General features: G+C 52.4%; 19 protein-coding genes. 2 read left to right on the forward strand and 17 right to left on the reverse strand.

Annotated elements, in window-relative coordinates; genetic code table 11:
* Positions 1-13: 13 nt before the first annotated feature.
* The 4 genes from pstB to pstS form a co-directional block, all read right to left on the reverse strand.
* Complete coding sequence (gene pstB, locus DAQ1742_RS20285; protein WP_012886779.1) at positions 14-790, reverse strand: phosphate ABC transporter ATP-binding protein PstB; 777 nt, start codon at positions 788-790, stop codon at positions 14-16.
* A gap of 65 nt (positions 791-855) precedes the next feature.
* A complete protein-coding gene (gene pstA / locus DAQ1742_RS20290) occupies positions 856-1,743 on the reverse strand; it encodes a phosphate ABC transporter permease PstA (RefSeq protein WP_035345385.1) in 888 nt (295 codons plus the stop codon).
* Positions 1,743-2,732 carry a phosphate ABC transporter permease PstC gene (gene pstC, locus DAQ1742_RS20295; RefSeq protein WP_035345382.1) on the reverse strand — a complete coding sequence of 330 codons (990 nt, stop codon included), beginning with the start codon at positions 2,730-2,732 and terminating at the stop codon, positions 1,743-1,745. The genes pstA and pstC overlap by 1 nt, the downstream gene beginning before the upstream one ends.
* 147 nt (positions 2,733-2,879) lie before the next feature.
* Positions 2,880-3,920, reverse strand: a complete 1,041-nt coding sequence (gene pstS / locus DAQ1742_RS20300) for a phosphate ABC transporter substrate-binding protein PstS (RefSeq protein WP_035345380.1) — start codon at positions 3,918-3,920, stop codon at positions 2,880-2,882.
* Positions 3,921-4,431: 511 nt separating this feature from the next.
* Between pstS and DAQ1742_RS20305 the strand changes: the two genes are divergently transcribed.
* Positions 4,432-4,707 carry a hypothetical protein gene (locus DAQ1742_RS20305; protein WP_035345378.1) on the forward strand — a complete coding sequence of 92 codons (276 nt, stop codon included), beginning with the start codon at positions 4,432-4,434 and terminating at the stop codon, positions 4,705-4,707.
* Positions 4,708-4,833: 126 nt separating this feature from the next.
* Here the strand turns inward: DAQ1742_RS20305 and glmS are convergent, their stop codons facing one another.
* Together glmS and glmU are read right to left on the reverse strand one after the other, a co-directional pair.
* A complete protein-coding gene (gene glmS, locus DAQ1742_RS20310) occupies positions 4,834-6,666 on the reverse strand; it encodes a glutamine--fructose-6-phosphate transaminase (isomerizing) (RefSeq protein WP_035345376.1) in 1,833 nt (610 codons plus the stop codon).
* A gap of 218 nt (positions 6,667-6,884) precedes the next feature.
* Positions 6,885-8,255, reverse strand: coding sequence for a bifunctional UDP-N-acetylglucosamine diphosphorylase/glucosamine-1-phosphate N-acetyltransferase GlmU (glmU, locus tag DAQ1742_RS20315; protein ID WP_035345374.1), 1,371 nt, complete (start codon positions 8,253-8,255; stop codon positions 6,885-6,887).
* A 333-nt stretch (positions 8,256-8,588) separates the two neighbouring features.
* Here glmU and pelX point away from each other — a divergent pair, with 333 nt between their 5' ends.
* Positions 8,589-10,793 (forward strand): pectate disaccharide-lyase PelX, encoded by a 2,205-nt coding sequence (gene pelX / locus DAQ1742_RS20320; protein ID WP_083961119.1) that lies wholly within the window; start codon positions 8,589-8,591, stop codon positions 10,791-10,793.
* 138 nt (positions 10,794-10,931) lie between these two features.
* Here the strand turns inward: pelX and DAQ1742_RS20325 are convergent, their stop codons facing one another.
* From DAQ1742_RS20325 to mnmG, 11 genes are all read right to left on the reverse strand, one after another.
* Complete coding sequence (locus DAQ1742_RS20325; RefSeq protein ID WP_164513051.1) at positions 10,932-11,345, reverse strand: F0F1 ATP synthase subunit epsilon; 414 nt, start codon at positions 11,343-11,345, stop codon at positions 10,932-10,934.
* Positions 11,346-11,374: 29 nt separating this feature from the next.
* Positions 11,375-12,757 (reverse strand): F0F1 ATP synthase subunit beta, encoded by a 1,383-nt coding sequence (gene atpD / locus DAQ1742_RS20330; protein ID WP_035345365.1) that lies wholly within the window; start codon positions 12,755-12,757, stop codon positions 11,375-11,377.
* Positions 12,758-12,805: 48 nt separating this feature from the next.
* Positions 12,806-13,669 carry a F0F1 ATP synthase subunit gamma gene (gene atpG, locus DAQ1742_RS20335; protein WP_035345362.1) on the reverse strand — a complete coding sequence of 288 codons (864 nt, stop codon included), beginning with the start codon at positions 13,667-13,669 and terminating at the stop codon, positions 12,806-12,808.
* Between the two features lie 53 nt (positions 13,670-13,722).
* A complete protein-coding gene (gene atpA, locus DAQ1742_RS20340; protein WP_035345360.1) occupies positions 13,723-15,264 on the reverse strand; it encodes a F0F1 ATP synthase subunit alpha in 1,542 nt (513 codons plus the stop codon).
* A 12-nt stretch (positions 15,265-15,276) separates the two neighbouring features.
* On the reverse strand, positions 15,277-15,810 hold the full coding sequence (gene atpH / locus DAQ1742_RS20345; RefSeq protein ID WP_035345358.1) for a F0F1 ATP synthase subunit delta: 534 nt from the start codon (positions 15,808-15,810) through the stop codon (positions 15,277-15,279).
* A 14-nt stretch (positions 15,811-15,824) separates the two neighbouring features.
* Positions 15,825-16,295 (reverse strand): F0F1 ATP synthase subunit B, encoded by a 471-nt coding sequence (atpF, locus tag DAQ1742_RS20350; protein ID WP_024107937.1) that lies wholly within the window; start codon positions 16,293-16,295, stop codon positions 15,825-15,827.
* A gap of 64 nt (positions 16,296-16,359) precedes the next feature.
* A complete protein-coding gene (gene atpE, locus DAQ1742_RS20355; RefSeq protein ID WP_004093904.1) occupies positions 16,360-16,599 on the reverse strand; it encodes a F0F1 ATP synthase subunit C in 240 nt (79 codons plus the stop codon).
* A gap of 48 nt (positions 16,600-16,647) precedes the next feature.
* On the reverse strand, positions 16,648-17,439 hold the full coding sequence (gene atpB / locus DAQ1742_RS20360; RefSeq protein WP_035345355.1) for a F0F1 ATP synthase subunit A: 792 nt from the start codon (positions 17,437-17,439) through the stop codon (positions 16,648-16,650).
* A 22-nt stretch (positions 17,440-17,461) separates the two neighbouring features.
* On the reverse strand, positions 17,462-17,845 hold the full coding sequence (atpI, locus tag DAQ1742_RS20365; RefSeq protein WP_035345352.1) for a F0F1 ATP synthase subunit I: 384 nt from the start codon (positions 17,843-17,845) through the stop codon (positions 17,462-17,464).
* Positions 17,846-18,469: 624 nt separating this feature from the next.
* Positions 18,470-19,090 carry a 16S rRNA (guanine(527)-N(7))-methyltransferase RsmG gene (gene rsmG / locus DAQ1742_RS20375; protein WP_035345349.1) on the reverse strand — a complete coding sequence of 207 codons (621 nt, stop codon included), beginning with the start codon at positions 19,088-19,090 and terminating at the stop codon, positions 18,470-18,472.
* Positions 19,091-19,165: 75 nt separating this feature from the next.
* Positions 19,166-21,055 carry a tRNA uridine-5-carboxymethylaminomethyl(34) synthesis enzyme MnmG gene (mnmG, locus tag DAQ1742_RS20380; RefSeq protein WP_035345346.1) on the reverse strand — a complete coding sequence of 630 codons (1,890 nt, stop codon included), beginning with the start codon at positions 21,053-21,055 and terminating at the stop codon, positions 19,166-19,168.
* Between the last annotated feature and the right edge of the window lie 338 nt (positions 21,056-21,393).

Raw genomic sequence — 21,393 nt, forward strand, 5'->3', positions numbered from 1 at the left:
GATACTCCCGTAATCAACCGTAACGACCGGTGATGTAATCTTCGGTCTGCTTCTGCCGTGGCGCGGTAAACAGGGTGTCGGTATCGCTAAATTCAATCAGCTCACCCAGGTACATAAACGCCGTATGGTCGGAGCAACGCGCCGCCTGCTGCATGTTATGCGTGACGATCACCACGGTATAGTCTTTCTTCAGCTCGGAAATCAGCTCTTCGATACGGCCGGTGGAAATCGGATCCAGCGCCGAACAGGGCTCGTCCAGCAACAGGACATCGGGACGAATGGCGATGCCGCGGGCAATACACAAACGCTGCTGCTGACCGCCGGACAGGCTATAGCCGCTCTGGTGCAGTTTGTCTTTGGTTTCCTGCCACAACGCCGCCTTGGTCAGCGCCCACTGTACGCGCTCATCCATTTCCGCCCGCGACAGCTTCTCAAACAGCTTTACGCCAAAGGCAATGTTGTCGTAAATCGACATCGGGAACGGTGTCGGCTTCTGAAACACCATGCCCACTTTGGCGCGCAGCAACGCGATATCCTGGCTATCTGTCAGAATATTGTTGCCATCCAGCAGGATATCGCCTTCAGCGCGCTGCTCAGGATAGAGCTGATACATTTTGTTCAGGGTACGCAGCAAAGTGGATTTACCACAGCCAGACGGCCCGATAAACGCCGTCACCTGATTTTTGGCGATATCCAGTGTGATGTTTTTCAGGGCGTGAAATTTTCCATAATAGAAATTCAGATTACGCACCTGGATTTTGCTGGCGGATGTCTCTGTGACCATACTCATTAAGACGTCTCTCTTCTGGCGAACGCCGCCTGCGCGACGCTCAAATATTCATTAATGTTGCTGGGTTAACGTGTTTTTTTGGCAAACAGTACGCGTGCCAGAATGTTCAGCAGCAGCACACACAAGGTAATCAGCAGCACCCCGGCCCACGCCAGCCCTTGCCACTCTTTGAACGGGCTCATGGCAAACTTAAAAATCGTGACCGGCAGGTTAGCAATCGGATGCATCAAATCAGTGCTCCAGAACTGGTTCGACAGCGAGGTAAACAGCAGCGGAGCGGTTTCCCCGGCGATACGCGCCACCGCCAGCAACACACCGGTAATAATGCCGGATACCGACGCTTTCAGGGTGATAGCCGAGATCATCTTCCATTTCGGTGTCCCCAGCGCATAGGCCGCCTCACGCAGGCTATCTGGCACCAGTTTCAGCATGTTCTCGGTGGTACGAATCACGATAGGTATCTGCAACAACGCCAGTGCAATTACGCCCGCCCAGCCGGAGAAGTGCTCCATTTTGGTTACTACCAGCGTGTAGACGAATAACCCAACCACAATTGACGGCGCAGACAGCAGAATGTCGTTAATGAAGCGAATAACCTCAGAAATGAGTGATTTACGACCATACTCCGCCAGATAGACGCCCGCCATAATCCCCAGCGGGGTGCCCAGTAATGTGGCCCATACAATCAGTAACCCGCTACCGACAATCGCGTTGGCCAGCCCACCGCCTGCGGTATTGGGGGGCGGCGTCATTTCGGTAAACAGCGACAGCGACATGCCATCAATGCCTCGGGTGACGGTAGACATCAGGATCCACACCAGCCAGAACAGGCCAAATGCCATCGTCAACATGGATAAAAACAGCGCAATACGGTTTTTCTGACGACGCCACGCCTGCATCTTGCGGCGGGTTTCCAGCGTATCGGAATGGGTTTCAATGCCAATGCTTGCCATCAGCGTGCTCCTTCATTTTTCGCCAGACGCATAATCATCAGCTTCGAGCAGGCCAGCACGATAAAAGTAATCACAAACAGGATCAGGCCCAGCTCCATCAGCGCGGCGGTATGCAGCCCGGTATCCGCTTCGGCAAATTCGTTGGCCAGCGCCGAGGTAATACTGTTACCCGGCATGTAGAGCGAAACGCTGTCGAGCTGGTAGGTGTTACCGATGATAAAGGTCACCGCCATGGTTTCACCGAGCGCCCGGCCAAGCCCGAGCATCACGCCGCCAATCACGCCATTTTTGGTAAACGGCAGCACGATATGCCAGATAACTTCCCACGTAGTACAACCGATGCCATACGCCGACTCTTTCATCATCACCGGCGTTTGCTCGAACACATCGCGCATCACAGCGGCAATATAAGGGATTATCATAATGGCCAAAATGACCCCGGCGGCCAGAATGCCGATACCGAAAGCCGGGCCGGAAAACAGCGAACCGATGAGCGGAATGCCAGAGAGCACATTGCCGACCGGCTGCTGGAAATATTTGGCAAACAGCGGAGCAAAAACAAACAACCCCCACATGCCGTAAACAATACTGGGGATTGCCGCCAGCAGCTCAATCGCCACCCCAAGCGGACGCTTCAGCCAGCCGGGTGCCAGTTCCGTCAGGAACAGCGCAATACCGAAACTGATGGGAATGGCGATAATCAAGGCAATAAGCGACGTCACCAGCGTGCCGTAAATCGGCACCAGCGCACCGAATTGCCCGGCAGGCGCATCCCACTCTTTGTTCCACAGGAAAGAAAAACCGAAAGTTTTGATGCTCGGCCAGGAGGCGAACATCAGTGAGACGATAATGCCGCCCAGCAGCAGTAACGTCAGCAGGGCCGCCAGTCTGACCAGCGCCCCGAAAAGGATATCGCCCTGTTTTCCCGGCGGGGTAATGGTTTTGCCTACAGGTATATCCGCTATAGTTGTTGGCTTATCGTCAGCCATACGTCTCTCTTCTTTCAGATAACGGCGTTTTTCAAATAACTGCGTCTTTCAGATAATCAGGCGGCGCTATCAACGTCGGAGGTGGATAGACCGATTGCGGTTTATCCACCTCAGGAGACTGACTCAACCGTTCCTGACCGACTGCAATCAGTATAGTGCTTTACCGCTGCTGTCTTTAATTTGTGCTTTCCATGCAGCGCGAACCTGAGCAACCACATCTTTAGGCAGGGTGGCGTAATCCAGCGCTTTCGCCTGTGCATCGCCTTTCGTGTAGGCCCAGTCGAAGAACTTCAGCACTTCGGTGCCCTGCTCCGGTTTGCTCTGCTCTTTGTGCAGCAAGATGAAGGTGGTTGACGTGATAGGCCATGCATCCGCCCCTTTCTGGTTAGTCAGGTCTTGTGCAAACGACTTGCTCCAGTCCACCCCTTTGGCCGCATTGCTAAATGAAGTTTCCGTCGGGCTGACAGCTTTGCCATCGGCAGAGAGCAGCTTGGTGTACACCAGATTGTTCTGCTTGGCATAGGCGTATTCGACATAACCGATAGACCCCGGCAGACGCTGAACAAACGCAGCGATACCGTCATTGCCTTTACCACCCAGACCGGTCGGCCAGTTCACCGTGTTACCGGCACCAATCTTCTCTTTCCACTCGCTGTTCACTTTCGCCAAATAGCTGGTGAACACATAAGAAGTGCCAGAACCATCGGCACGACGCACCACCGCGATATCCTGATCCGGCAGTTTCACACCAGGGTTCAGTTTAGCGATGGCCGCATCGTTCCATTTTTTAATATTCCCCAGGTAGATATCACCCAGCGTTTTGCCATCCAGAGTCAGTTCACCGGCATTCACACCCGGCAGGTTAACCGCCAGTACGATACCGCCAATCACGGTCGGGAACTGGAACAGGCCATCTTGCGCCAGCTTGTCATCGGCCAGCGGAGCATCGGACGCGCCAAAATCGACGGTCTTGGCGGTAATTTGTTTCACGCCGCCGGAGGAGCCGATGCCCTGATAGTTCACTTTATTGCCGGTCTCTTTCTCATAAGAGTCTGCCCACTTGGCATAAACCGGAGCGGGGAATGTCGCACCTGCACCAGTGAGATTTGCTGCGGCGAAAGCAGAAACCGCCGTCAGAGAAAAACTTGCAGCAACGATACTGGCAACAGTGGTACGCATGAGTTTCATAATCCCTCCTGTGGGATACCTAGACGTGTAGACCCGGAGCTATTGTTTAATCGGTAGAGGTGTCATCCGCAGCGTGTGCGCGATCACAATGTCATTTGCTGGAAGAGAAAATAGGTCAATTCGGTGACAGTAAAATGTATGAAATATGACAGTTATGTGACAGGCACATCAGGGACAGTTGGCGACACGCGCGTCCCTCAACAAGAGCGGGGAAAAGAGAGGGTAAATAGAGGGTAAAGAGGCTGAGGAAAACACACTGTTTTGAAAACACGCTGTTCTTAACACATGCGGCTTTCACCTCTCAACCACAACATGGCTTTTATTAAATAGCATACTGTCCAAAATTAGAAAACCCGATTAAACGCTATACCGCAGGCAGGGCGATTCTGTTACAAACCATGTACTCTTGCGTAAAAATAAAAATAACAGAAAAGACAGATTTCTCTGATTAGCAGGGCGTTAATTACAGCAGTAAAGTAAAAGCGTGTTAATACTAAAAGGAGTTCAATGTATGCACGCAGCCAAGAAATTTATAATAGCCAGCACATTATTATGTGCTCCATTTATAACAAATGCCTTTGATTCCAATCCATTTGACAGAGAGCAACTGCTATCCGCAGGTAATGGCGATAAAATTTCCCAAACCAATATTACAATAAGGGATATTAATGAAATGATGGATCGAATAAAAAAATTAGAAAACAAAAACGAAGCATTAACGAATCAAATTGAATGTCTAAAAAGAGATATCAACAATATTAAAGGCAAATCAAAGTTAATATGTTAACTATTATCCATAAAATATCATGACTACCTCGTATTTAATGTAAAAAAGAAAAGCCCTGAGAGATTAAATCAGGGCTTTTTTATGCCAGGCGAAGAATCACGCTCTTCGCTCAGTCACCGGCAAACCTTACTCCACCGTTACCGATTTCGCCAGGTTACGCGGCTGGTCAACATCGGTGCCTTTAATCAGCGCCACATAGTAAGAGAGCAGTTGTAGCGGCACCGTGTAGAAAATAGGCGCGATGAACTCTTCAACATGCGGCAACTGGATGATTTTCATCATCTCGCTGTCAGACGTGAACCCGGCCTGCTCGTCGGCAAACACATAGATTTCACCGCCGCGCGCGCGCACTTCTTCGATGTTGGATTTCAGTTTTTCCAGCAAATCGTTATTAGGCGCGACCACAACGACTGGCATATCAGCATCAATCAGCGCCAGCGGGCCGTGTTTCAGTTCGCCTGCGGCATACGCTTCTGCGTGGATGTAGGAAATCTCTTTGAGCTTAAGCGCGCCTTCCATCGCAATCGGGTACTGATCGCCACGGCCGAGGAACAACGCGTGGTGTTTATCAGAGAAGCCTTCTGCCAGCGATTCGATAAGCTTGTCCTGTGACAGCATCTGTTCTATACGGGCGGGCAGCGCCTGCAACGCCTGCACGATTTCACGCTCAACCTCTGCCGCCATCCCGCGCAAACGGCCAATACGCGCCACCAACATCAACAGCACCGTCAGTTGGGTAGTAAAAGCCTTGGTGGAAGCAACACCGATTTCAGCCCCGGCGCGGGTCATCAGCGCCCAGTCTGATTCACGCACCAGTGAGGAGCCCGCCACATTGCAAATCGCCAGCGAACCGAGATACCCCAGCTCTTTTGACAAACGCAACGCTGCCAGCGTGTCAGCCGTTTCACCGGATTGCGATAAGGTGATCATCAGGCTGTTTTCACGCACCGCCGGTTTGCGATAACGGAATTCGGAGGCGATTTCCACATCGCAAGGAATACCCGCCAGCGACTCAAACCAGTAGCGCGACACCATGCCCGCGTTGTATGACGTACCGCAGGCAATAATCTGTATATGTCGCACCGTTGCCAGCAGCGCCTCGGCCTTAGGCCCCAGCTCTGAGAGATGAATTTCACCGTGGCTAAAGCGCCCTTCGAGCGTGTTTTTGATGGCCAGCGGCTGCTCGAAAATCTCTTTTTGCATGTAGTGACGGTAGGCCCCTTTATCGCCAGCGTCATACTGCACGTTTGATTCTATCTCTTCGCGCTGCACCTCTTTACCGTGACGATCGACGATGCGTACCGTGCGGCGGGTAACTTCCGCGATATCGCCTTCTTCAAGGAAGATAAAACGGCGCGTTACCGGCAACAGTGCCAGCTGGTCTGAGGCGATAAAGTTCTCCCCGACGCCCCGGCCAATCACCAGTGGGCTGCCGGAACGGGCGGCAACCAATACGCTGGGGTCGCGGCTATCAAGCAGCACCATGCCGTAAGCACCGCGCAATTGCGCAATAACACGCTGCACCACGTCATGCAGTGAGCCGCCCTGCTGTTGCTCCCAATGCACCAAATGGGCAACGACTTCGGTGTCGGTTGCAGAGGTAAACTGATACCCACGCGACACCATCAATTCACGTAATGGTTCGTGATTCTCGATAATGCCGTTATGCACCACGGTAATATGGCCAGACACATGCGGGTGCGCATTATGCTCGGACGGTTCACCGTGCGTTGCCCAGCGGGTATGCGCAATCCCGGTGCCACCGGTCAGCGGGTGTTCTTCCATCGCCTGCGCCAGCACCTGCACTTTACCCAGACGACGCAGGCGTGAAACCTGCCCATCATGGCCCACCACCGCCAGACCGGCAGAGTCATAACCCCGGTATTCAAGGCGGCGCAGCCCTTCCAGCAGGATTTCAGCTATATCTCGTTGCGCGACAGCGCCAACAATTCCACACATCGGTTGTATTCCTGTAAACGTGACATATTGTGTCACCGCGATGTCTTTAGACCTGATTATTCCGGTTGATTCCGGGTTCCCCGAGCCGTTGTAGAAAGCGGGGTTTTATTATGTTTTGGTCTGGGCTCAACGGTAATAAGCCCAGACCAAACGTTATCATCATCAGCCAGAGGAGCGCGCTAACCCTGACGGGCCTGCGCGCCTCGGGCATGAGACGGTTACTTTTTCTTCACCGGGCGTTTCCAGCCCGCAATGTGCGTCTGTTTCACGCGGCTTATCACCAGTTCATTTTCACCAACATGACGGGTGACGGTAGTCCCCGCGCCGATGGTCGCGCCACGGCCAATCGTCACCGGTGCAACCAGCTGGCTATCCGACCCGACAAACACATCATCGCCAATCACGGTTTGGTGTTTGTTGGCACCGTCATAGTTACAGGTGATCGTGCCCGCGCCGATATTCACGCCGGAGCCAATGTGCGCATCACCAAGATAGGTCAGATGACCGGCTTTCGACCCTTTACCCAGGCGCGCCTTTTTCATTTCGACGAAGTTGCCCACATGTGCCTCTTCTTCCAGCACAGCGCCTGGGCGCAGACGGGCAAACGGGCCGATGGTGCAGCGCGCGTCCAGCACCGCATCTTCAACAACCGAGTAGGGGCTCAGTTCGCAATCATCGCCAATCACGCTGTTTTTGATGATGCACCCAGCGCCGATTTTCACCCGGTTGCCGAGCGTGACCCGGCCTTCCAGAATCACATTGGCATCAAGGGTCACATCAAGGCCGTGCACCAGCTCTCCGCGCAGGTCAAAGCGGGCCGGGTCCATCAGCATGACGCCTGCCAGCAGCAGCCGTTCAGCCTGTTCGCGCTGAAAAGTGCGCTCCAGCGTCGCCAGTTGCAGGCGATTGTTTACCCCTTCCACTTCACTCAGCGTCGATGGCTGCACCGCGACCACCCGGTTTCCTTCCTGAGCGGCCATGGCGATAATATCCGTCAGGTAGTATTCACGCTGTGCGTTATGGTTATTGAGCTGGCTTAACCAGCGTTTCAGGTCACGGCCACCGGCGACTAAAATTCCGGTATTGATTTCTGTAATGGCACGCTGCTGCTCACTGGCATCTTTATGCTCAACAATCCCGACCACCTCGCCATTATCCCGCACAATGCGGCCATAACCGGTTGGATCGGGCAAATCGACGGTCAACAGGCCAATGCCGCCCTGCGGTTTCGCGGCAACCAGGCGCTGTAACGTCGCCGGTGAAATCAGCGGAACATCGCCGTAGAGGATCAGGATGTCTTCGTTATCGTCAAAATCATCCGCTGCCTGCTGCACCGCATGACCGGTACCCAGTTGTTCGGCCTGCAACACCCAGTGCAACGAGGCATCGGTCAGCGTCTGGCGAATCAGCTCTGCGCCATGTCCATAAACCAGGTGAATGCGCCCGGCACCCACGTTGAGCGCAGCATCAATCACATGCTGGACAATCGGTTTTCCTGCCAGAGGGTGAAGCACTTTAGGAAGGCTGGAATACATGCGGGTTCCCTTGCCTGCGGCAAGAATAACCACGCTCATTGAACTGTTAGACATAGGCATCCTGACTTAAAACGGAATGGAGCCCTGCACATGAGGGCGAACGAAAGTAAACCTGTTATCGCACCGGATTACTACATATTTTTCAGCGAAAAATGGGGCCTCAAGGCCGCTCCGGCTTGAAAAACCTCTGGCATGAGAGTGTATCCAATACGTGGGGATTTGGGTAATCAGAAACCGGCCGGGAGCCTGTTTTTGCTCACATTCTCATGGCTGATTTAAATACCCTCACATCCACACGGCTGTTCGGTTTGTGAAGCACGCAAAAGAAACAGTGTTTCATTTTTTGACATAATGCGGCGTTCAATAACAAAGAATAATGGTGAAAACATGAAATATGCTGTTTCGGGGCTACTCACTGTCGCTCTTAATTCAATGCTACTTCTGGGGTCTAATACAGCGCTTGCCGCCACACAGGATGCCACGCCCGTCTGGCGTAGCATCGCTTTTGGTCAATCCACCGACGTCAATTTTGCTACCAACGTTCTGCCTGAAAAAGTCGGCGTCAACGCCGTCACCATTAACGGTAAGAAACTCACCACAGCGGATAACGCAGACCTGTCACAACCCGTCACCATTGAAAGCCGTGGCGGTAAGATTGCCAACACTCACGATGGCCTGACGTTCTTCTATACCGAACTCCCGGCACAGGCGAATTTCGTGCTACAGGCAGATGTTACGGTAGACCAATTCGGCCCGGAAACCGATGCCAAACCGAATGCACAGGAAGGTGCCGGTTTGCTGGTGCGCGATATTCTCGGTGTGCCGCGTCAGGAGCCGTTAAAAGAGGGCTATGAAGAGTTTCCAGCGGCCTCAAATATGGTGATGAACGCCATCATGACGCAGGATAAAAAATCGGGCACCGATGTTAAGATGCAGTTGATTAGCCGTGATGGCGTCACCCAGCCCTGGGGCAACACTAACGCAAGAATTACCCGCACCAGCTATCAGGAAAAAATCAATCTGCAACAGACCCCAACGTTCCGTCTGAAACTGGAGCGCACCAACGAGGGGTTTATTACGGCGTATGCGCCCAAAGGCAGCGAGCAATGGGTGAGTAAAAGCGTCGAGGGTGCCGATGTCGTTACTCGTCAGGATAAAGAGAACTATTATGTGGGGTTCTTCGCTTCGCGTAATGCCAAAATCACCATCAGTAATGCCAGCCTGACCACCAGCCCGGCGAATACCAAGGTTTCTGCACCGTTCAAAGCCGAAAGTTATGCGCCGCTATTACAGATAGCGTCCTCAGCGGTGTCTGCCAGCGATAGCTATCAGATTCAGGCGCGGGCGAACTACAACGGCACTATCGAAGTATTTCAGGATGGTAAATCATTAGGTAAACCCCAGCAGTTACGGGCAGGGAATGATTTATCACTCACGACCAAATTGCTCAAACCTAAGTCAGACATCAAATTGGTGTACACCCCGACAGAGGGTGACGACAAAACCGCCAAAGAAACCTCCTTCAGCGTAGAAAAAATCACGCTGGCGGATGCCAGAAACCTGTATGTCTCGCCTGAAGGGAAAACCAGCAATAACGGCAGTAAAACCGCGCCGCTGGATCTCAAAACAGCAATCAGTGCGCTGCAACCCGGCGGCACGTTATGGCTGATGGACGGTGATTACAGCGCCACAACCATTCCGGTCACAGCCAGTGGCAATGCCAAAGGCATTAAAACCCTGACGCTGGCAGGAAAAAAAGCCGTGTTTCATGGCCTGCAACTCAATGCCAACTACTGGAAAGTGAAAGGGATTGAAATTACGGAAAAAAGCTTCCGTATTGAAGGTAGCCACAACGTGATTGAGCGGGTGCTGGCGCACCACTGTGATAACACCGGCATTCAGGTATCGTCTAATGACAGTGTGGGTCGTCCGTTATGGGCCAGTTATAACCTGATTCTGAATTCGGAATCACACAGCAATCAGGATGCGAGTAAAAAAGATGCCGATGGCTTTGCGGTGAAAATGCGGGTAGGGGAAGGCAACGTGATCCGTGGTGCCTATTCGCATGACAACATCGACGACGGTTTCGACCTGTTCAACAAAATCGAGGACGGCCCGAACGGGGTTGTGGTGATCGAGAATTCGATTTCGGTCAACAACACCAGTAACGGTTTCAAACTGGGTGGCGAGGGCCAGCCGGTCGCTCATCAGGTGAAAAACAGCATCGCTATCGGCAACCACATGGATGGCTTTACCGATAACTTCAACCCTGGCGCGCTACAGGTTTACCACAACATCGCGCTGGATAACGTGCGCTTTAACTTCATTTTCCGTCCAAGCCCTTACTATGGCCCGGAAAAACAGGGGATTTTCAAAAATAACGTCTCACTGCGCACCAAGCCCGGTCAGTACGACGATGCAATTATCGGCCGCGCGGATGACAGCAATTACTTCATCAAGGGCAACCGCTCAGTCAACAGCCAGGGTAAGGCGATTAGCACGGCAAACTATAAGTCAGTCGTGGTGCCTGCGGTATTTAGCCGTGATGACAAAGGCAATCTGCAACTGGGTGATTTTTTGAAAAAGAAATAATCAACGCGAGAGAACGACGCTATCTGGAAAGGTCGCGCCATAAAAAAGCCAGCTGGGATCAGCTGGCTTTTTCCGTTCAGTGCGACGAATCTGCACCGTCATCAGCAACGGTGCGAATTTCGTTCACTGTGGCATCTGTTACATCGCTTTTTTGGTCAGCTCAATGACGCGCAATTTAGCAATCGCTTTCGCCAAATCCGCAGAAGCCTGAGCATAATCCACATCGCCGTGCGAGTTGTGAATATTCGACTCCGCTTTCCGCTTGGCTTCCAGCGCTCGCGCTTCATCAAGATCCTGCCCACGAATGGCGGTATCGGACAACACAGTCACCATGTTCGGCTGCACCTCAAGGATACCGCCGGACAGGTAGATGTACTCTTCATCACCGTGCTGTTTAACAATGCGCACCATACCAGGCTTAATGGCCGTGAGCAGGGGAGCGTGGCCGGGATAAATTCCCAGCTCGCCTTCGCTACCGGTTACCTGGATTTTCTGTACCAGACCGGAAAACATCGCCTGTTCCGCACTAACGACATCCAGATGGTAAGTCATAGCAGCCATATCACCCTCCTATCAAGGCGTTACAGTTTCTTGGCTTTTTCCACGACTTCGTCAATGGAACCTACCATGTAAAACGCCTGTTCTGGAATATGGTCGAATTCGCCTTCCATAATGCCTTTGAAACCACGGATGGTTTCTTTCAGCGTTACGTATTTACCCGGAGAACCGGTGAAGACTTCGGCCACAAAGAACGGCTGAGACAGGAAGCGCTGGATTTTACGCGCACGAGATACGACCAGCTTATCTTCTTCAGACAGCTCATCCATACCCAGAATCGCGATGATGTCCTTCAGTTCCTGATAACGTTGCAGAATAGACTGCACGCCACGCGCCACATCATAGTGTTCCTGACCGACGATCAGCGGATCAAGCTGACGGCTGGTGGAGTCCAGCGGGTCAACGGCCGGGTAGATACCCAGTGATGCAATCTGGCGGCTCAGCGTTACCGTTGAGTCCAGGTGGGCGAAGGTGGTCGCCGGAGACGGGTCAGTCAAGTCATCCGCAGGCACGTAAACGGCCTGAATAGAGGTGATTGAACCGGTCTTGGTGGAGGTAATACGCTCCTGCAACACACCCATCTCTTCAGCCAGCGTCGGCTGATAACCTACCGCAGACGGCATACGGCCCAGCAGAGCGGAAACTTCCGTGCCCGCCAGGGTGTAACGGTAGATGTTGTCAACAAACAACAGCACGTCACGGCCTTCATCACGGAATTTTTCCGCCATAGTCAGGCCAGTCAGCGCTACGCGCAGACGGTTGCCCGGCGGCTCATTCATCTGACCATACACCAGTGAAACTTTATCAATAACGTTAGAGTCGGTCATTTCGTGGTAGAAGTCGTTCCCTTCACGGGTACGCTCACCCACACCTGCAAACACGGAGTAGCCGGAGTGCTCAATAGCGATGTTACGAATGAGCTCCATCATGTTTACGGTTTTACCAACACCCGCGCCACCGAACAGACCGACTTTACCGCCTTTGGCGAACGGACAAATCAGGTCGATAACCTTGATACCGGTTTCCAGCAGTTCCTGGGAGTTAGACAGTTCTTCATATGTCGGCGCAGCGCGGTGAATCGCCCAGCGCTCTTCTTCGCCAATCGGCCCTTTCATGTCGACCGGCTCACCCAGTACGTTCATGATACGACCCAGCGTCGCCTTACCCACCGGGACTTCGATCGGGTGCGCCAGATTAGTCACTTTCAAACCACGACGCAGACCGTCGGAAGAGCCCATTGCAATACAACGAACCAGGCCACCGCCCAACTGCTGCTGTACTTCCAGCACCAGTTTCTCAGCCCCGTTCTCTACCTCAAGCGCGTCGTACACATTCGGTACGGCATCCTGAGGGAACTCGACGTCCACCACGGCGCCGATTACCTGGATAATCTTTCCAGTAGCCATCTTGAATCCTCTACGTAATTCGACAATACGTAATTCGTAAAACCTGATTTAAACCGCGGAGGCTCCCGATACGATTTCGGTGAGTTCCTGAGTGATGCTTGCCTGACGAGCCTTGTTGTAGACCAACTGCAACTCTTTGATCAGGTTGCCGCCGTTATCTGTTGCGGCCTTCATCGCTACCATTCGCGCGGCCTGCTCACTGGCCAGGTTTTCTACGACGCCCTGATAAACCTGAGACTCCACATAGCGGCGCAACAGGGTATCCAGCAGCGGCTTAGGATCGGGTTCATACAGGTAATCCCAGGATTTCTTCGTCAGTTCGCCTTCTTCTGCCGGAGGCAATGGCAGCAACTGAACGACTTGCGGCACCTGAGACATGGTATTGATGAACTTGTTGCTCACCACGTACAGCTTATCCAGACGACCTTCGTCGTAGGCCTGTAGCATGACTTTTACCGGCCCGATCAGCTCGGACAGCGACGGGTTATCCCCCATGCCGGTAACCTGAGCAACAATGTTTGCACCCACTGAACCAAAGAAAGAAACGCCCTTGGAGCCAATCATCGCCAAATCGATGTCAGCGCCTTTTTCATTCCAGGCCTTCATTTCACCCAGCAGCTTCTTGAACAGGTTAATGTTCAAACCGCCACACAGGCCACGGTCAGTAGACACCACCAGATACCCGACGCGCTTGACTTCACGCTCATCCAAGTACGGGTGTTTATATTCCAGATTCCCTAACGCAAGGTGACCAATCACTTTGCGTATGGTTTCCGCATAAGGACGGCTGGCCGCCATACGATCCTGCGATTTACGCATTTTGGAAGCGGCGACCATTTCCATCGCTTTGGTGATCTTCTGCGTGTTTTGGACGCTTCCGATCTTACTACGTATCTCTTTTGCGCCGGCCATCTTAGCTTCTCCTCAATGCCTAGCGGCCTGCCATAAAGGCAGGCCACGGGGCGTTACCAGGACTGGGTTGCCTTAAAGGTATCGAGGATAGTTTTGAATTTCCCCTCGATCTCATCGTTGTAAGCACCCGTCTGGTCGATTTGTTGCAGAAGCTCGCCGTGTTCACGGCTGGCATAGGCCAACAGCGCGGCTTCGAAACTGCCGACTTTCGCCAGTTCAACGTTTTCCAGATAACCACGTTCAGCCGCGAACAGTACCAGAGACTGCTGCGCAACAGACATCGGCGCATACTGTTTCTGTTTCAGCAATTCGGTCACTTTCTGGCCGTGACTGAGCTGTTTACGGGTTGCATCATCCAGATCGGAAGCAAACTGGGAGAACGCTGCCAGTTCACGATACTGTGCCAGCGCGGTACGAATACCACCGGACAGTTTTTTCATGATCTTGGTCTGCGCGGCACCACCTACACGGGATACCGAGATACCCGGGTTAACTGCCGGACGAATACCGGAGTTGAACAGGTTGGATTCCAGGAAGATCTGACCATCGGTAATGGAAATAACGTTGGTCGGAACGAACGCGGAAACGTCACCCGCCTGCGTTTCAATAATTGGCAACGCAGTCAGTGAGCCGGTTTTCCCTTTCACTGCACCGTTGGTGAACTTCTCCACGTAATCAGCGTTAACTCGCGCCGCACGCTCCAGCAAACGGGAGTGCAGGTAGAACACGTCACCCGGATAGGCTTCACGACCCGGCGGACGACGCAGCAGCAGAGAAATCTGACGGTAAGCCACCGCCTGCTTAGACAGGTCATCATAAATGATCAACGCGTCTTCGCCGCGATCGCGGAAGTATTCACCCATCGCACAACCGGCATACGGAGCCAGATATTGCAGTGCAGCAGATTCAGACGCGGTAGCCACCACAACAATGGTGTTAGCCAATGCGCCATGCTCTTCCAGTTTACGCACCACGTTAGCAATGGTGGACGCTTTCTGGCCGATAGCGACATAAATACATTTGATGCCGGAATCGCGCTGGTTGATGATGGCATCAATCGCCAGTGCGGTTTTACCGGTCTGACGGTCGCCGATAACCAATTCACGCTGACCACGACCAATTGGAATCATGGCGTCAACGGACTTGTAACCGGTCTGAACCGGCTGATCAACGGACTGACGATCGATAACACCCGGAGCAATCGCTTCTACCGGCGAAAACCCGTCATTATCAATCGGGCCTTTACCGTCAATCGGTGCCCCCAGCGTGTTCACCACACGCCCGAGCAAACCACGACCAACCGGCACTTCCAGAATACGGCCGGTGCATTTCACTTTCATGCCTTCGGCCAGGTCTGCATACGGCCCCATAACGACTGCACCAACGGAGTCGCGCTCCAGGTTCAGTGCAATGGCGTAACGGTTGCCCGGCAGAGAGATCATTTCCCCCTGCATGACATCGGCCAGGCCGTGTACGCGGATGATCCCGTCACTGACGGAAACAATGGTACCTTCGTTGTGAGCTTCACTCACAACGTTGAACTGAGCAATCCGCTGCTTGATCAGTTCACTGATTTCGGTGGAATTCAGTTGCATGCTCCAGTCCCCTTAAGACTGCAAGACGTCTGCCAGACGTTCCAGACGACCACGAATACTGCCGTCTATCACCATATCGCCCGCGCGAATGACAACGCCGGCCATAACAGACTTATCAATTTTGCAATTCAGCTTCACTTTACGTGACAGACGTTGTTCCATCGCAGCGGTTATCTTGGATAACTGCTGCTCGCTCAACGTGGTGGCGGAAGTGACCTCGACATCCACGGTCGATTCCAGTTCCGCACGCAATTGAACAAACTGTTCCAGCACTTCAGACAGCACCGGCAAACGTCCGTTTTCAGCCATTACCTTAATCAGGTTTTGGCCCGCTTCGTCCAGTTGTTCACCGCACACCGTAATAAACGTTTGCGCCATCGTCTGGGGAGCGATGGCTCCGGCCAGCATACTGGCTATCTGTTCGTTACGTGCAACTTCGGCGGCAAATACCAACATCTGCTGCCAGCGCTCAAGCGCCTGGTGTTCAACGGCAAAGTCAAAAGCTGCTTTGGCGTAGGGGCGAGCTACCGTGACAAATTCAGACATCAGCCCCTCCCTCCTTACAGTTCAGCGACCAGTTTATCAACGATGTCGCTGTTAGCAGCTTCATCCACGGAACGTTCAATAATTTTCTCGGCACCAGCAATCGCCAGAATGGCAACCTGCTTACGCAACTCTTCACGGGCACGTTTGCGTTCGGCTTCAATTTCAGCCTGCGCCTGCGCCACGATTTTGTTGCGTTCCACTTCTGCTTCCGCTTTCACTTCGTCCAGAATCTGAGCACGCTGTTTATTCGCCTGCTCGATGATCACCTGAGCTTCCGCTTTGGCTTTCTTCAGTTGGTCGGTCGCATTGGCCTGCGCTAAGTTCAGATCTTTTTTGGCACGTTCAGCAGAAGCAAGGCCGTCAGCGATTTCTTTCTGACGTTTTTCGATGGCAGCCATAATCGGCGGCCATACATACTTCATGCAGAACCAGACAAACAGGACGAACGCAATGGCCTGGCCGAGGATTGTTGCGTTAAGATTCACAGCACAATGCCTCTTTCATGAGTTAATTGAGTCGATGTCTTTAACCTGGCAAGCTTGCGCTCGCTTAGGCCACCGCAAACATCACGTACAGACCCAGACCTACCGCGATCATCGGGATAGCATCCACCAGACCCATAACGATAAAGAACTGTGTACGCAGCAGAGGGATCAGGTCAGGCTGGCGGGCAGCACCTTCCAAAAATTTACCACCCAGGATGCCGATACCGATTGCCGCACCGATTGCCGCCAGGCCCATCATTACAGCGGCAGCCATGTACAGCAGATCCATACTCAGGTTTTCCATGACAGTCTCCAGTTTGTTTCAGTTAAAACGTTGTAGTGTTGTGAAAAATTAATGCTCTTCAGATGCCATCGAAAGATAAACAACTGTCAGAACCATGAAGATAAACGCCTGCAATGTGATGATAAGGATGTGGAAGATGGCCCACGGCACATTCAGCACCCACTGAGACCACCACGGCAGCAGGCCGGCAATCAGGATAAAGATCAATTCACCCGCATACATGTTGCCAAACAGTCGTAACCCAAGAGAAACAGGTTTGGACAGCAGGCTCACCCCTTCAAGAATCAGGTTGATGGGAATAAACACCGGATGATTGAACGGCTGCATGGTCAGTTCTTTAACGAACCCTCCCACGCCTTTCATTTTGATGCTGTAGAACAGAATCAAAATGAATACGCCCAGCGCCATGGACAGCGTAACGTTGACGTCGGCAGACGGCACAACACGCAGGTAAGCGTGCGCCGGGTCATGGCCGAGTGCGCTGTAGATATGCGCCCACAGTTGAGGCAACAGATCGATCGGCAGCAAATCCATCATGTTCATCAGGAAAACCCAGACGAACACTGTCAGCGCCAGCGGGGCGATCAGTTTACTTTTACCGTGGAACATGTCGCGAACGCTGCCATCGACAAATCCCACGACCAGTTCAACTGCGGTTTGCAGTTTTCCCGGTACGCCACTGGTCGCCGTTTTGGCTACCTTACGGAAGATAACCAGAAAGAGCACGCCAAGAGCCACGGAGAAAAACATCGAGTCGACGTTAATCGACCAGAATCCCGTGCCCACCTGCAAATGGGTCAGGTGGTGACCGATATACTCTTGCGGAGTAGATGCAGACATGATGTCTCTTACCCTTTTGTTGTTAACTACGGTAACGGTTAATTACAGCCGGTGCCAGAATCTGCGTAACCAGCACCACTAAGTACGTCAGGCCTAGCGGAAAAAATGCTGCATGAAACACGCCTAACGCCACCACCAACAGCACGATGGTGAAGAACATTTTCAGCCCTTCCCCAACGGCAAACACCCAGGCAACCCGACCTTCCGGTGGCTTGTCCGCCTGATGTCGCACAGCGAACAGCATAAACATCATGCCAGGCAGACTGGCTGCCAGCCCCCCCGACAGCGCAGAAGCCCCGGCCCTGATGCCATCGACGCCAAACAGTACGCTGACAACAAGAATCACCGTCAACTGGCACAACAGCGATAAGCGGGCGATTTTTCCACTGTAGAGGGATACAGACACGATGCTTGCTCTCCCCGTACCTTTTCAGAGGTATGCTGAATGACCGTATAAAACTGCCTTTGAAGTACCGAGTCAAGCAGCGAAAAACGAGCAAATTATACGGGTCATCCATGCGAATTCAATCGATAAGTAGCAAAAAGGTGAACGATTATTTAAATTTATTTCCGAAGCCTTATTTTCACTAACTATCCTCAGAGCCCACTTTGTTGCTTTGGTACAATTAACGCTGCCAATATGTGATATCACTCACATAAAGAGCAGCCGATACTTTTATAGCTGAATCGTTTTTTTTTTGTCTTTAGCAAAAAAGGCCATTTATCTTTTTTAATTTCAATAAGTTAAAAAAGAACATCTACAAAACAGCATGAATACAGCCACAAAACCATCTGTTGACAAGCCGGATATTTTTTTCCATGTTTTTAACACTGTTTTCCCCCACAAAGGTGAGGGAATGATAAAAACCAGCATCGTGATAAACCGTGCAAAACAAGGTGTCGTATCCGGCGATGCGGCAGAGTTGTAAAATCCAGGTGAAGAATAAGCTTACTCAGGTCATTATTTCATTTTTAGCTATCAACCAGAGAAGCTTACAAATATTCATGATTTTTTTGATAAATGACAAAATTAATTGGGTTTAAGCACCACCAAATGACGCTCGCCTTCCAGCTCAGGAACCGACAAAGCCGTAACGTGTTCGACAGTGACCCCTTGCGGCAGTTGTGCCATCTCATCGTGCGGCGCAACCCCCTTTAGCGCATAAAAACGCCCTTGTGGGCGAGCAGGCAGATGCTGGCACCAGTTCACCATATCCTGCAATGAGGCAAATGCACGGCTGATGACGCCATCAAACGGCGGTTCGGCGGGGAAATCCTCCACCCGGCTTTGCACCGGTTCGACATTCGCCAGACCGAGTTCATGCTGTACCTGACGTAAGAAGCGCACCCGCTTGCCAAGGCTATCCAGCAGGACAAAATGCGCATCAGGACGCGCAATCGCCAGTGGAATGCCCGGCAATCCAGGGCCGGTGCCAACATCAATAAAACGGCTGCCGACCAGATGCGGCTCAACCACCAGGCTATCCATGATATGGCGAACCAGCATCTGCTCCGGCTCTCGCACTGATGTGAGGTTGTAGGCTTTGTTCCATTTGTGGAGTAACGCTACGTACTGCAACAACTGATTTTTTTGCTGATCGGTCAGCGCCATTCCGGCACGTTGCAGCAGGCTGTTAAGTTTCTCGAGCACGAAGAAATCCTGTTGTCGGTTAAGGCAACATGGCCGCTTGTTGCGGCCATGAATCAACATGAGTCGGCGGTGTTATTAAGCGCTGCGGCGCAGCATACCTTGTTTTTTCAGCCAGACCAGCAGAATTGAAATAGCCGCAGGTGTGATACCGGAAATACGCGACGCCTGACCAATAGAGCCCGGTTTATGGTCATTGAGCTTGGCGATCACTTCATTGGACAGCCCTGTGACCTGGCGGTAATCCAGATCCGCTGGCAGCAGGGTATGTTCGTTGCGCAGTTGTTTTTCAATCTCATCCTGCTGGCGGGCGATATACCCCTCATACTTCACCTGAATCTCTACCTGCTCAGCCGCCTGAACATCATCCAGTGCCGGAGCAAACATAGGCAACCCGGTCAACTGTGCGTAGTCCATCTCCGGGCGTCTTAGCAGTTCCTCTCCGCTGGCTTCGCGCGATAGCGGTGACTTGAGCAAATTGTTGATTTCTTGAATATTTCCTGAGTTCGGGTGAACCAGAATATCACGCAGACGCTGGCGCTCTTTTTCGATATTTTCCATTTTCTGGTTGAAGTGTGCCCAGCGCTCATCATCCACCATTCCCAGCTCACGACCCATCGCCGTCAAACGCCAATCGGCATTGTCTTCACGCAGCATCAAACGGTACTCGGCACGAGAGGTAAACATGCGGTACGGCTCTTTGGTTCCCAGCGTACAGAGATCGTCAACCAATACCCCCAGATAAGCCTGATCGCGCCGTGGCGTCCAGCCTTCCTGTTCAAAGGCCAGACGCGCTGCGTTCAACCCCGCCAGCATGCCTTGGGCGGCGGCTTCTTCATAACCGGTGGTACCGTTGATTTGTCCGGCAAAAAACAAATTGTGGATGAACTTGCTCTCCAGCGTTGGTTTGAGGTCGCGCGGGTCGAAAAAATCATACTCAATGGCATAACCAGGGCGAACAATCCGCGCGTTTTCCATACCTTGCATAGAACGCACTATCTGCCACTGCACATCAAACGGCAGGCTGGTTGAGATGCCGTTGGGGTAAATTTCATTGCTGGTCAACCCTTCCGGCTCAAGGAAAATCTGATGAGCGTTACGATCGGCAAAGCGCATGACTTTGTCTTCGATAGAAGGGCAGTAGCGTGGCCCAATCCCCTCTATAACACCGGCATACATCGGACTGCGATCCAGATTATTGCGGATCACCTCATGGGTACGCTCATTGGTGTGGGTGATATAACACGGCATTTGTTCCGGGTGCTCGCTGGCATTGCCCAGAAACGAGAACACCGGCATGGGATTATCACCGTGCTGCGGTGTCAGTACGCTAAAATCAATGGTTCGGGCATCAATGCGCGGCGGTGTACCGGTTTTCAGGCGTCCTACCCGCAGCGGCAATTCGCGTAGACGGCGTGACAGCGCAATAGCGGGCTGATCGCCTGCACGACCACCGCTGTAATTATCCAAACCGATATGAATTTTGCCGTCAAGGAAAGTACCGACGGTGAGCACCACCGCTTTAGCGCGGAACTTCAGCCCCATTTGTGTCACGACACCCACCACGCGATCGTTTTCCACGATGAGATCGTCAACCGCTTGCTGGAAAAGCGTCAGGTTTGGCTGGTTTTCCAGGGTGGTACGTACTGCCTGACGATACAATACACGGTCAGCCTGAGCGCGCGTCGCGCGTACCGCCGGGCCTTTGCTGGAGTTTAGTATCCTAAACTGAATGCCAGCCCGATCGATCGCCCGTGCCATCAGGCCACCCATTGCGTCGATCTCTTTTACCAGATGCCCTTTCCCGATACCACCGATCGCCGGGTTACAGGACATTTGTCCCAGCGTATCAATATTGTGCGTCAGCAAAAGGGTTTGACGTCCCATGCGCGCCGAAGCCATCGCCGCTTCTGTGCCGGCGTGACCGCCGCCGATCACGATGACGTCAAAAGGATCTGGATAAAACATGGTGCTGCACCTCACATGGTTGCGCATGATCGTTATTGGCCCGGGGTGGGGGATTCTACTTAAGTTTGCTCCGCCAACCAAGCGTGTTGGATCGTCGGGTAATTAAAGAAAGATCTTTTTATTTAAAGATCTCTTTATTAGATCTCTTATTAGGATCCGCAACTTCTGTGGATAAGGCGAGATCCAAAATGAAGATCAACAGGTTATGCCCGATCACTAGCTGTGAATGATCGGTGATCCTGCACGGTATTAGCTGGGATCTGAATGGGTACTTATGCACAGCTCAAAAAATAATCTCAGGTTATTATTGGGATAACTACTGCTTTTACCCGTGTTTT

Source organism: Dickeya aquatica (genome assembly GCF_900095885.1).
Classification (GTDB): Bacteria; Pseudomonadota; Gammaproteobacteria; order Enterobacterales; family Enterobacteriaceae; genus Dickeya; species Dickeya aquatica.